This is a genomic window from Legionella sp., from assembly GCF_965140895.1.
Classification (GTDB): Bacteria; Pseudomonadota; Gammaproteobacteria; order Legionellales; family Legionellaceae; genus Legionella.
Map to the genome: position 1 here is coordinate 20,911 of NZ_CBCSKT010000095.1, position 12,156 is coordinate 33,066.

Below are 12,156 nucleotides of genomic sequence, written 5' to 3' on the forward strand. Positions count from 1 at the left end.
GCCGAACCTACACCTGAATAATCTTAAACTCACCTGGATTTAACCCACCAAGCTCCCAATCCCAAATTCGATGACGTACCAACCTCAAGGTAGGAAACCCAATGGCCGCAGTCATGCGCCGCACCTGATGGTTTTTTCCCTCACATAAAACAATTTCCAGCCAACACGTAGGAATATTTTTTCTAAAGCGAATAGGAGGATTCCGAGGCCAAAGGGATGGCTCTTCAATCACTCTTACATCTGCAGGTAAAAAGCGAACATCGTTAAGTGCCAAGCCTTTTCTTAATGGCTCCAATTGCGCATCAGTTGGTATTCCTTCAACCTGTACCCAATAATACTTCTTCTTATTAAACTTAGGGTGCGTTAAGCGATGTTGTAACGCGCCGTCATTAGTTAATAACAATAATCCTTCACTATTTTTATCCAATCGTCCTGCGGCATAAACTTTAGGTATATCAATGAATTTCGACAAAGTATGATCATGTTCCTCGCCTGTAAATTGGCAGACAACCCCATAAGGTTTGTTGAATAAAATAAGTTCTGGCATAAAATCGACTGGCCCAAATTTAAAAGCCTCAATGGTAGAGGGATTGCCACGCTTTGTGAAGCCAATCTCTGCATGATTTGTATTTTTAGGGCAATTATTATACAATGGCGACCAGTTTTAATATTAAAGTGAACTGAATCTATGCGATATTTTTTACTCGTTTCATTATTTTTTCCTCAATTTACCTATGCGATGAATCACCTTGTGATGGTTGGTGATGAAAAGGTTGAGATTAAGCATACTGTTGGTAGAGGTAAAACATTCATTCATGTACACCACAATGAACAGACAGCACTAAAAGCCGCTCAAGCAGTAGTTAAGAAAGAAGGTGGAAGCCTTATTACTTTAGTGCATTCTGGTGGTCGCAACATTGTATTTAATTTGCGCAATAAGCGTTATGAATTTGACCCTAATCGAATTTATACCGATAACGGCATTAAGAAAACATTAACTGGCCTGAGTCAATACAGTCCAGAAGCACATCGAGAAGTTAAAAAATTAGCAGATAAAATAAAACAAATCTTACCTAAAGGTAAGGTTGTTGCCGTACATAATAATGCATCATACTCACTTAAAGATTATCTACCTGGAAATTCACTGCAACATGATGCGCAGGCAATTCATATGTTGCCGCGAAATTATTACCGAAATTTTTACTTGGTAACCAAGATTAGCGATTTTTTACGGTTAAAAAGCAAAGGTTATAATGGAATATTACAAAAATCTACGGCAACGGACGATGGCTCCTTGTCTATTTATTTGGCCAAAAATGACTATATAAACGTAGAGGCAGGTTATGATCAATTAATAGAACAGATTAAAATGTTGCAGCACGCATAAACTTCAAACACTAATACTTGTCTTTAAGAAAATCGATTGCATTTTTTCGTATTATCCTCGCTAATTTCACGCAAATGGACTTGGGATTCCAAGTTCTAGCGTGCTATCATTATTACCTCTAAAAATTTACGGAGTTGTCAATGACGTACGATAAAATCAAAGTGCCTGCACAAGGTGAAATGATTACAGTTAACGCGGATCATTCTCTTAATGTGCCGAATAACCCAATTATTCCTTTTATTGAAGGTGATGGTATTGGTGTAGACGTAACACCCCCTATGATGAAAGTTGTTGACGCTGCGGTTGAAAAAGCTTACGGCTCTCAAAGAAAAATTTCCTGGATGGAAGTTTATGCCGGCGAAAAAGCAACTAAAGTGTATGGTGCAAATGAATGGTTACCAGAAGAGACGTTAGATGCATTAAAAAAATACGTCGTTTCCATTAAAGGTCCTTTAACTACTCCAGTTGGTGGTGGAATTCGTTCATTAAACGTAGCAATTCGCCAACAGTTAGACCTGTTCACTTGCTTGCGTCCTATTCGCTATTTTGCTGGTGTACCAAGTCCTGTAAAAGAGCCTTGGAAAACGGATATGATTATTTTCCGCGAAAACTCAGAAGACATTTACGCAGGTATTGAGTGGCAAGCAGATACTCCAGAAGCTAAAAAAATAATTGAATTTTTAAGAAAAGAAATGGATGTTAAAAAAATCCGTTTCCCAGAACATTGTGGGATTGGTATTAAGCCAGTTTCTAAAGAAGGAACAACACGCTTAATTAAAGCAGCAATTCAATATGCTATTGATAATGATCGTAAAGTGGTAACTTTTGTTCACAAAGGCAACATTATGAAGTTTACTGAAGGGGCCTTTAAAGATTGGGCTTACCAAGTTGCTCGTGATGTGTTTGGTGCTAAAGAATATCAAGGTGGCCCATGGATGGAGTTCAAAAATCCTAAGACTGGAAGCCAAATTATCATTAATGATGTAATTGCTGATGCCTTCTTACAACAAATTCTTTTAAGACCTGAAGAGTACAGCGTTATTGCTACGTTGAATTTGAATGGCGATTATATTTCTGATGCTTTAGCTGCTCAGGTTGGTGGTATTGGTATTGCTCCAGGCGCTAACTTAAGTGATCAAATCGCGGTATTTGAAGCAACTCATGGAACTGCACCAAAGTATGCTGGTCAAGATAAAGTGAACCCAGGTTCAATTATTCTTTCTGCTGAAATGATGTTACGTCATATGGGATGGAATGAAGCGGCTGATCTAATCATCCAGGGCACTGAGGGTGCAATTGAAGCTAAAACAGTGACTTATGATTTCCAACGCACGATGGAAGGGGCTACTTTAGTAAGTAGTTCTGGATTTGCGGATGCGATCATCCAGCACATGTGATTGTAGTTGTATCTGAGTCTGAAGAATAAATCACTCTTTCACTTTATTCAGTTAATGAAATACGACCTCTTTCGAATTCACGCGCAACCCGCGGGAATTCGAAAGCTTTAATAGATCTTAGAGTGGCATGGAGGTAGTCTTTTATCAACTTCCTAACCCGATGATTATGGGGTGAAGTTTAACCTATACCTGATGCAAGCGAATAGGACAAAGGTTGTCCATTTTCATGGAAGCTATCTAACCAATATGTTTTTGATTATCCCAAAGGCCAATTTTTTCATTAAAATTAGCTGTTTTTACTGGCCAAATGCCTGTGGGGAGTCTATAAAAATAGTAAGAGGTTGTATGTTATGAGCGGGCAAAATATCGAGGAAATTGTAAGGCATAAGGTTGCTGAGCCGGAGTTACGGACAGAAAATAAACTGCCAAGAAAGTACAAAGTAGTGTTGCTCAACGATGATTATACGCCAATGGATTTTGTTGTTGATGTACTGAAACATTTTTTTCATCTAAACGAGGAAACAGCTGTTCAGGTGATGTTACAGGTTCACATCCAAGGAAAGGGCGTGTGTGGTGTATTCACACGAGACATCGCAGAAACTAAAGTCGCTCTGGTAAATGAATATGCCAGAGTAAATCAGCACCCATTGCTATCTAGCATGGAACCGGAATAATTTGTTGTGGGCTGAAGAGGAGCAACGGCAATGTTAAACAAAGAACTTGAATTCACCTTGAATCTTGCCTTCAAGGAAGCAAAAGAAAAACGTCATGAATTTATGACCGTTGAGCACTTATTGTTGTCATTGCTTGATAATCCTGCCGCTGGAAATGTGTTACAGGCTTGTGATGCGAACATAGACGCGTTACGACGTGACTTAGTTGAATTTATTGATGAAACCACTCCCAGAATTCCCGACGATGAATTAGATCGAGAAACACAACCTACTTTAGGGTTTCAGCGCGTATTGCAACGTGCGGTATTCCATGTACAGTCAGCAGGTAAAACTGAGGTAACTGGCGCAAACGTCCTCGCTGCTATTTTTAGTGAACAAGAAAGTCAAGCTGTATATTTCTTGCGTCGTGAAAATATTACACGTCTTGATGTGATTAACTACATTTCTCATGGTGTATCTAAGTACCAAAACAATGATATGCACGAGAATATGAATTCATCAATGGATGAAGATATGGGCGCTGCAGAAGGTAATGAGTCTCCTCTAGAGAGCTATTGCACGAACCTTAACAAACGTGCAAAACAAGGTAAGATTGACCCCCTCATTGGGCGTCATGAAGAAGTTCAACGTACAATTCAAGTACTTTGCCGCCGTAGGAAAAACAACCCATTGTTGGTTGGTGAGGCTGGCGTTGGTAAAACTGCTATTGCAGAAGGTCTGGCTCGTCGCATTGTTGATGGGGAAATACCTGATGCCATCCGTGATTGCATTGTGTACTCACTTGATTTGGGAGCTTTGCTCGCAGGTACCAAGTACCGTGGGGATTTTGAGAAACGCTTGAAAGCGGTGCTCAAACAATTAAGCCAACAAGAGGGTGCCGTTTTATTCATCGATGAAATTCACACGATTATTGGCGCAGGGGCTGCTTCAGGTGGCGTGATGGATGCATCTAACCTTATCAAGCCTTTGTTGGCAAATGGCGAGTTAAAATGCATTGGGTCAACAACCTATCAAGAATACCGTGGTATTTTTGAAAAAGACCGTGCTTTAGCTCGACGCTTCCAAAAAATAGATATTCCTGAGCCTTCAATTGATGAAACTTTTGAAATTTTAAAAGGTTTAAAAGGTCGTCTGGAAGAGCATCATGGCGTAAAATTCACAATTCCTGCGCTTAAGGCAGCAGCTGAATTATCTGCTAAATACATTAACGACCGTTTCTTACCAGATAAAGCGATTGACGTAGTTGATGAAGCCGGAGCTTATCAAAACTTACTTACTGCAAGTAAACGTAAAAAAATTATTAGTGTCACTGAAATTGAGAGTGTGGTTGCGAAAATTGCACGGATCCCAATTAAGAAAGTGTCTGCACGCGATAAAGATACTTTGCGTAATTTAGAGCGTGATTTAAAACTCTTGGTTTATGGACAAGATCAGGCGATTGTTGCTCTATCTTCTGCAATTAAATTGGGACGCTCAGGCCTTAGAGAGCCACAAAAACCAGTGGGATGCTTCTTATTTGCAGGCCCAACTGGTGTAGGTAAAACCGAGGTTACACGCCAATTGGCGAATGTCTTAGGTATCGAATTGTTACGCTTCGATATGTCTGAATATATGGAGAAACATACTGTTTCACGCTTAATCGGGGCTCCTCCCGGATATGTAGGTTACGATCAAGGTGGCTTACTGACTGAAGCAGTAACTAAGAACCCTCATTCAGTCTTACTGCTTGATGAAATAGAGAAAGCGCATCCTGATGTTTTTAATCTGTTGCTGCAAATCATGGACCATGGAACTTTAACTGATACTAATGGTCGTCAAGCCGATTTTAGACATGTTATTCTAGTAATGACGTCTAATGCGGGTGCTAGTGAGTTGGTTCGTAATTCAATCGGATTCTCAACTCAGGATAATAGCAACGATGGATTGGAAGTAATTAAGAAACAATTTAGCCCTGAGTTTAGAAACAGATTGGATGCCATTATTAATTTTGCTCCGTTAGATGCTGTGACTATAGGCTTAGTTGTTGATAAGTTTATTATGGAACTAGATGAACAGTTAAGTCATAAAGGCGTTACCTTTGATGTAGACAAAGCAGCCCGCGAATGGCTGATTGAGCATGGATATGACAAGGTAATGGGAGCAAGACCTATGGCTCGGTTGATTCAAGAAAATGTGAAGAAACCACTTGCCGATGAGCTTTTGTTTGGTAAATTAATACATGGTGGCCATGTGACATTAAAAGTTAAAGATGGCAAATTACATTTCGATAGCCATGATCATAGAGAGGGCGTTGTTTAAATGGCATTGACTGTAACCGTAATTGCTAAAAATGAAGAACGAAATATTAGGAGATGCCTGGAATCAGTACAGTTTGCTGATGAAATAATAGTTCTGGACTCGGGTAGCACGGACAATACCGTTGCAATCGCTAAAGAATATACAGAACATGTTTACTCAACAGACTGGCCTGGTTATGGGGCCCAAAAACAGAGGGCTTTAGCAAAAGCCACCGGCGATTGGGTCTTAAATTTAGATGCCGATGAGGCAGTAAGTGAGAAGCTGAAGCAGGAAATAATGCAGGCAATGGTATTGGATGAAGCGGATGCCTACCGTGTCGCAATTCAAATGTATTTCTACAATCAACCCTTAAAATACTCTTCCAGCCCTAAACGTCATGCACGTTTATATAAGCGTCAAGGAGCACATTTTAGTGCGGACATTGTCCACGAAAAAATTGTTCTTCCTCAAGGGGCGCGGATCGGAAAACTTAAAAATTGCATTATGCATCATTCATTTAAAGACGTGAGCCACGTAATTTACAAAATGAATAAATATTCTTCTTATAGTGCAAAAACCTACATAGTTAAACAAAGAAAAGCTAGTTTCCCAAAAACCTTGGCCAGCACTTCATGGATGTTTTTTAGGTGCTATGTATTACAACGGGGTTTTTTGGATGGTAGAATTGGTTTTTTGTTTGCGGTGTTCAATGCTCAAGGTACCTTTTATCGAGGTATCAAGCAACTATACCAGGATAGCAACATCGAACAATTACCCAACCTGACCACAGCTAACGAGGACTTAGTGTGAAACAACTCTTTTCGGAAGAAAAAAGCATATTAATAGCACCTTTTTTTATTGTTTTATTTGTCTTTTTTGTGCCTATTAGTTCCAGTTTAAAATCAATTATGGCAGGTATCGGGCTAGCTGCGTTGCTCTTGACACCATATTATAGAAATCAATTACTGGGTGCTTACAATAGTTTATGGGGCTGGGCTGGTATTGCTTTATTTGCTTATGTGCTTATTGGTTGTTTATGGTCTGAAGCACCCTATCATTTACGTTATACGGTAGTTGATAAGTACTCTAAGGCGCTTTATCTACCAATACTGGCTGTAGGATTTATTAATCCAAAAACCAGACGTTGGGCTTTTAATGCTTATTTTGCCACGATGTTGATAACCTGCGTCATTTCCTACTTAAAGCATAAAAGTTTATTTGTCATCAATAATCCAGTAGATACTGGTGAAGTGTTCCATAATCATATCGTTACAGGATTTATGGTTGCTTTAGCGGTTTATTTTGCAGCGATTATCTCTTTAGAGCCTCAAGTTAGTAAGTGGCAGCGGATGTACTGTTGGTTGATGATCGCCGTTGGAAGTTACCAAATATTTTTCCTAAATACCGGAAGGACTGGTTATTTCATTTATTCATTTTTGATGCTTTTCTTAATTGTACAAAAGTTCTCTTTAAAGAAAGCGGCTTTGGGCGTGACCTTACTGGTTGCATCTATTGGACTGGTTTATTTGGCAAGCCCATTAATGCAGTTACGTACAGGTATTCTTATTAGTGATATTAAGTTTTTGAAAAAGCATGAAGAAAATACTTCTTTAGGTTATAGAATGCAATTTCATAAATATGCCCGTTCCTTGTTTGAGGAACACCCTGTTTTTGGCATCGGTACTGGATATTTTAAATATAGTTTCCATCGTGATAAGCCAGTCCCGGGTTGGGAAGAGAAGCTTAATGAGCCACATAGTCAATATTGGCTTGCCTTAGTTGAAGGAGGCGTTGTTGGACTAATGTTTTACCTGGCGTTTATAGGCTCCTTGCTTATTTTGGCATTTAAACAAAGTAAAACAATGCGGCTTATGATACTTGGCCCACTGATTGCGGTATGCTTTGGTTCCTTTTCTGATAGTATCTTCTGCTATTCACCGGTAGGAACCATCTTGGTTGTAGTTTGCGCTATGGGATTTGCTGAGCTATTAGAGAAGAAAGCGACTGCTAGAGCCGCTATAAAGAAAAACGCATATCCATCCCATCATACTGCTGAATTAGCTGTTTAAACGATAATCTAGCCCGTATTAGCGCTGCCTAATACGGGATCCTGGGGACGTATTATCGAGAAATTAAAGCGTTAAAACTCATCAAGTGAAATTGGCCACAAATGATGGAAGTGATGCACTGGCCCATGCCCTTGCCCAACACTGTTATCTTTAGCCGCTTTAATTGCCTCAAAGAGGTAGTTCTTTGCTATTGCACAGGCCTTTTGCATGGGAATATTTTGTGCCAAACAAGAAGTAATGGCCGCTGAAAGGGTACATCCTGTGCCATGGGTATTTTTAGAATTAATTCGTGAACTTTCAAACCAATGACACTCACCCTTGTTGCTCATCAATAAGTCATTCGACGTGGAGGAGGTTAAATGGCCTCCTTTAAGTAAAATATACTGAGGGCCTAATGCCAATAACTTTTGTCCTACAAGTAACATTTCTTCTGCAGATTGCGCATCAATACCTGTAAACGTATGTGCTTCGGGAAGGTTTGGAGTAATCAGAGTAGCCAAGGGCATGAGCTCTGAAATTAGCGTATCCACCGCATTTGGTAATAACAGTGGATCGCCGCTTTTGGCAATAGTAACCGGATCAACGACGATAGGAATACCCTGAGCATGCTGCTTAAGAAACGCAGCAACTAACCTGATAATATCGCTATTAAACAACATACCAATTTTAATAGCATCGGGCCTAATGTCATCAAAAATAGCATGCAGCTGCTCTTCAATCGCTTGTAAGGGGATTTCATAGCAACTTCTCACGCCACAGGTATTTTGCACTGGCAATGCCGTGAGTACGGTCATTCCATAACAACCAAAAGCTGAAAAAGTTTTTAAATCTGCTTGAATGCCGGCTCCACCGGAACCATCAAATCCAGCTATAGATAAAGCTTTGTACTGCATGCTAGCATCCTTTAACCACTTGATTAAAAAAATCCCAGTCGGGCTGATATAAATTATCAATAAATAATTGTCTGAATGAACCTGGGACTTGGGTTTGCTGATGTGTTTGCTGACCGCATAAGCTAAAGTAGGCAGTAGCATGGATTGAAGCCTGATACATATCAGGATTAGAGGCAACAAAAGCACTAAGGACCGCAGTCATGGTGCATCCCATACCAGTTATTCGTGGCATCAACTCAGAGCCAAAGGTAAGCATTTGCTCTTGTTTGCCATTAGTAATGAAATCCTCAGGGCCACTAACAATGACTATCTTATGATGCTCTTGAGCGAGGGTGCGTGCACTGCTCATGGCGTTAAACACAGGGTCAGAAGATTCAACACCTTTTGTTGCACCATTTTCTCCTGCTAATGAAATAATTTCACTCGCATTTCCTCTAATCATTTGGGCTAAGGGAAGTATTTCCAATGCTGCAGCGGTTCTGAGTTTGCTAGCTCCCGCTCCTACTGGATCGAGAACGATAGGTTTATTTAAATAGTTGGCGATTTTAGCAGCGAAAAGAGCACGTGCCACGAAGGCATCGTTAAGCGTGCCAATGTTGATATAAAGTGCATGGCTTATGCTAACAAGCTCTTCAATTTCTTCATGTGACTCAGACATTAATGGTGCTGCACCTAAGGCTAAAAGCGCATTGGCCATAAAGTCCATAGTGACATAATTTGTTAAACACAGGACTAATGGTTGTACTTGTCTTAACTGGCTAAGGGTTGATTGGATCTCATTGATCATGGGTATACATCTCCCGGATACAACCTAGGCTACCAGGCCGCAACTCTCTCTGTTGGATTTTGTAGTGAACATTCTTCAGAAACAGAACCGTCATTACAAACAACTAGGCCATTAGGGGCTGTAAGCGAATTTACAACACCACCTTTCCATAAGCAACAACCACGAATCAATTGTAAGTCCATTACTGCATGTGGGGTACAAAAGCAGGTAGAGTAAAAGCCATTATTACATACCATACGCCCAGCAGATGAGTCACAGTAGCTAATGCCTCCCATTCCACCACAACAGGCGCTTGGATTTTGTTTTGCAAATACAGGGGTAACCAGTAGACTTAATGCGCCTACGAGAAATAGTCTTTTAAATGATAGCATCTTGATTTCTCTGATGATTTATTAATCCTAGAATAGCATAGACTTTAGAGCAAGTGTAGCCTGGCTTAACAAGGAAAATCGTCCTTTTTAAATGGGTCGATTTAGTGTGTTTTGAGCCATAGTTGATTTTTTAAAAATTAATTATTAGAAATGAACATGATAATGACAGCGAGAGTGGCTGAAAATATTTGAGTGTTATATCCAGTTCGTTATCACCAGGTTGGGCTTGACAGCTCTGTCTATGACTACTGTGGCTGAGATAGCATTTGTACGTAATTCGGGTAATAGATAAACAAATAACTCGTAGCCAGTCCCGCCAATAAACCAAAAAAGTGAGACTCCCAAGATACGCCTTTTTTTCCTGGAAAAATGCCGAAGAAAATACCAGTAAAATAATAAACACTGAGTAGGCCTAAAATAATCGTGGTCACCGTACCGGTTTGATACAAATTAAGAACCAAAAACCCCCAATAACCAGTTATAACACCGCTTGCTCCAACATGCACGCCAGGTTTGGCAAAACACCATACACAAACCCCTGTAACCAGGGTAATGATCAGCGTTACGGTAATGTAATAATACAGGCCATTAATTAAAATAAAATTACTCAGTACAATTAATGGGATGCAGTTAAAAAACAGATGATTGAAATTCAAATGTAATACGGGCGAAAAAAGTATTCCCGGTAAGCCTTTGAGGCACCTTGGTATAATTCCCAATAATAACAATAAACGGCGATCCAGTCGTGTAATAAAAAAGATGACCCATAGAGTAATGACAATAGTAGCCAAGATGGAACTATTCATTTTTGTTTGGTTAATAATTAAATTAAGACTATCAATTAATTCATCAAGCATGGTCTTGCCCTAATCCTTTAATATTTTTTATTTCACATGCAAGTTTACCTTGGGCTAAACGCACCTCAATCGTATCGCCAATCTGAGTTTGCTCAGCTGAAAAAAGCACTTTATCTTTTAGTGTAGCAATGGCATAACCCCTATCCAGTGTAGCTAAGGGACTCACTGCGTGCAAGGTGGACATTAGTGTTCTCATGTGAAACTTGAGCTGACTCAGTTTGTTTTGCATTTGTTGCGTCAGTTGCTGGGTCTTCTGTTGTAATTGATTTTGTGCGTGCTGAATTTGCGTCTTCGGATTGTGTGTGTTTAGTTGATGAGTGCACAAATGCAATTGATGGGTTTTCTGTTTGACGATTTGGCTCATGCTTGAAATTAACTGTCGTTCCAAATAGTCGGTGGTTTGCCAATAGCTTGAAATGGCTTTTTGTGGCGAAGAAATTTTATCCATCAAATGACGCAGCTTAATTTGGTTTTTTTGTAGCTGTCTATGGATGGCTTCCTGCAAACGTAACATTGAATGATTTAATGCTCTTGATAGTTCAATAGAATCTGGGGTTACGACAGTTGCTGCAGCAGTTGGGGTTTCAGCACGGTAATCGGCAACGAAATCAGCGATGGTAAAATCAGTTTCGTGTCCTACTCCGGATACCAGGGGAATGCTACTATGGGCAATTTGTCGGGCTAATTGTTCATCATTAAATGCCCATAAATCTTCAATGCTTCCACCACCACGCGCAAGGATGAGGACATCACAGCGCTTTTCTGTATTGGCGCGCTGGAGTGCTTTGATCAGTTGCGGCACCGCTCCAGTTCCTTGGACTTCACTTGGATAAATGAATACTTGGGCTAAGGGATAGCGTCGCGCTAAAGTGGATAAAATATCCCGAATCGCAGCTCCTGTTGTTGAGGTAATCACTCCTATGGTTTTCGGCATACGAGGAAGAGCCTTTTTCTTATCAGGATGAAAAAGTCCTTCGCTCGCGAGTTTATTTTTTAACTCTTCAAAACGTTGGTACAAAGCACCTAGGCCAGCTTCAGTGATTTGTTCAACGATTAATTGATAATCTCCACGTGCCTCATAAAGGCTTAAGCGGCCACTTGCAACCAGATATTGGCCATCGCATAGTTTCGAGGCGGAAGAGCCAACGTGGCGATTTTTAAAAAACACACAACGGACTTGGGCACCGCTGTCTTTTAGGGTAAAGTAAAAATGTCCTGATGCAGGCTTACTTAAATTAGAAATTTCGCCTTCTACATGAACAATTCCCAGCTCATTTTCAAGGTAACTTTTCACTTGTCGGTTGAGTTGGCTGACAGTAAGTACTGAAACCTGTGTATCCATAAAAATTGTTCACGATCTAAAAAAGGAATGCGTATCTTAGCAAACTATTATTTGCATCCCAAACAGAATTACTGGTTAGCGCGGGGAAAATTAGTTGTGATG

12 protein-coding genes are annotated in these 12,156 nt (G+C 40.1%); 6 read left to right on the plus strand and 6 right to left on the minus strand.

Translation table 11 applies throughout. The features are described 5' to 3' along the window. Nucleotides 1–7 precede the first annotated feature (7 nt). A complete protein-coding gene (locus tag ACQY7T_RS10350) occupies nt 8–547 on the minus strand; it encodes a pseudouridine synthase (protein ID WP_428413175.1) in 540 nt (179 codons plus the stop codon). Nucleotides 548–688: 141 nt separating this feature from the next. On the opposite strand from ACQY7T_RS10350, the gene ACQY7T_RS10355 reads away from it, so the two are divergent. The 6 genes from ACQY7T_RS10355 to ACQY7T_RS10380 all read left to right on the plus strand — a co-directional run bounded on the left by ACQY7T_RS10355 (nt 689) and on the right by ACQY7T_RS10380 (nt 7,804). Continuing rightward, entirely contained in the window at nt 689–1,387 is a 699-nt protein-coding gene (locus tag ACQY7T_RS10355; RefSeq protein ID WP_428413176.1) for a protein tyrosine phosphatase, read from the plus strand. 140 nt (nt 1,388–1,527) lie between these two features. Further along, nucleotides 1,528–2,784 (plus strand): NADP-dependent isocitrate dehydrogenase, encoded by a 1,257-nt coding sequence (gene icd, locus ACQY7T_RS10360; RefSeq protein WP_428413177.1) that lies wholly within the window; start codon nt 1,528–1,530, stop codon nt 2,782–2,784. Between the two features lie 350 nt (nt 2,785–3,134). Then, nucleotides 3,135–3,458 carry an ATP-dependent Clp protease adapter ClpS gene (clpS, locus tag ACQY7T_RS10365; RefSeq protein WP_428413178.1) on the plus strand — a complete coding sequence of 108 codons (324 nt, stop codon included), beginning with the start codon at nt 3,135–3,137 and terminating at the stop codon, nt 3,456–3,458. A 30-nt stretch (nt 3,459–3,488) separates the two neighbouring features. Continuing rightward, complete coding sequence (clpA, locus tag ACQY7T_RS10370; RefSeq protein WP_428413179.1) at nt 3,489–5,756, plus strand: ATP-dependent Clp protease ATP-binding subunit ClpA; 2,268 nt, start codon at nt 3,489–3,491, stop codon at nt 5,754–5,756. Further along, a complete protein-coding gene (locus ACQY7T_RS10375; protein ID WP_428413180.1) occupies nt 5,757–6,545 on the plus strand; it encodes a glycosyltransferase family 2 protein in 789 nt (262 codons plus the stop codon). It abuts the gene before it with no gap. Next, nucleotides 6,542–7,804: an O-antigen ligase family protein gene (locus ACQY7T_RS10380; protein ID WP_428413181.1), complete on the plus strand. Its 1,263-nt coding sequence runs from the start codon at nt 6,542–6,544 to the stop codon at nt 7,802–7,804. The genes ACQY7T_RS10375 and ACQY7T_RS10380 overlap by 4 nt, the downstream gene beginning before the upstream one ends. Before the next feature lie 71 nt (nt 7,805–7,875). On the opposite strand, the gene thiD is transcribed toward ACQY7T_RS10380, so the two are convergent. From thiD to xseA, 5 genes are all read right to left on the minus strand, one after another. Next, nucleotides 7,876–8,697, minus strand: coding sequence for a bifunctional hydroxymethylpyrimidine kinase/phosphomethylpyrimidine kinase (gene thiD, locus ACQY7T_RS10385; protein WP_428413182.1), 822 nt, complete (start codon nt 8,695–8,697; stop codon nt 7,876–7,878). A 1-nt stretch (nt 8,698) separates the two neighbouring features. Then, nucleotides 8,699–9,484 carry a hydroxyethylthiazole kinase gene (gene thiM / locus ACQY7T_RS10390; RefSeq protein WP_428413183.1) on the minus strand — a complete coding sequence of 262 codons (786 nt, stop codon included), beginning with the start codon at nt 9,482–9,484 and terminating at the stop codon, nt 8,699–8,701. A gap of 29 nt (nt 9,485–9,513) precedes the next feature. After that, nucleotides 9,514–9,855, minus strand: coding sequence for a neurogenic locus notch (locus ACQY7T_RS10395; protein ID WP_428413184.1), 342 nt, complete (start codon nt 9,853–9,855; stop codon nt 9,514–9,516). Between the two features lie 245 nt (nt 9,856–10,100). Continuing rightward, complete coding sequence (locus ACQY7T_RS10400) at nt 10,101–10,712, minus strand: rhomboid family intramembrane serine protease (RefSeq protein WP_428413185.1); 612 nt, start codon at nt 10,710–10,712, stop codon at nt 10,101–10,103. Beyond that, nucleotides 10,705–12,054: an exodeoxyribonuclease VII large subunit gene (gene xseA, locus ACQY7T_RS10405; protein WP_428413186.1), complete on the minus strand. Its 1,350-nt coding sequence runs from the start codon at nt 12,052–12,054 to the stop codon at nt 10,705–10,707. Before xseA ends, ACQY7T_RS10400 begins: the two co-directional genes overlap by 8 nt. Nucleotides 12,055–12,156: the final 102 nt, after the last annotated feature.

Coding starts and splice junctions, on each gene's coding strand:
- ACQY7T_RS10350 (WP_428413175.1), bottom strand. CDS start 547: ATGCCAGAACTTATTTTATTCAACAAACCTTATGGGGTTGTCTGCCAA.
- ACQY7T_RS10355 (WP_428413176.1), top strand. CDS start 689: ATGCGATATTTTTTACTCGTTTCATTATTTTTTCCTCAATTTACCTAT.
- icd (WP_428413177.1), top strand. CDS start 1,528: ATGACGTACGATAAAATCAAAGTGCCTGCACAAGGTGAAATGATTACA.
- clpS (WP_428413178.1), top strand. CDS start 3,135: ATGAGCGGGCAAAATATCGAGGAAATTGTAAGGCATAAGGTTGCTGAG.
- clpA (WP_428413179.1), top strand. CDS start 3,489: ATGTTAAACAAAGAACTTGAATTCACCTTGAATCTTGCCTTCAAGGAA.
- ACQY7T_RS10375 (WP_428413180.1), top strand. CDS start 5,757: ATGGCATTGACTGTAACCGTAATTGCTAAAAATGAAGAACGAAATATT.
- thiD (WP_428413182.1), bottom strand. CDS start 8,697: ATGCAGTACAAAGCTTTATCTATAGCTGGATTTGATGGTTCCGGTGGA.
- thiM (WP_428413183.1), bottom strand. CDS start 9,484: ATGATCAATGAGATCCAATCAACCCTTAGCCAGTTAAGACAAGTACAA.
- ACQY7T_RS10395 (WP_428413184.1), bottom strand. CDS start 9,855: ATGCTATCATTTAAAAGACTATTTCTCGTAGGCGCATTAAGTCTACTG.
- ACQY7T_RS10400 (WP_428413185.1), bottom strand. CDS start 10,712: ATGCTTGATGAATTAATTGATAGTCTTAATTTAATTATTAACCAAACA.
- xseA (WP_428413186.1), bottom strand. CDS start 12,054: ATGGATACACAGGTTTCAGTACTTACTGTCAGCCAACTCAACCGACAA.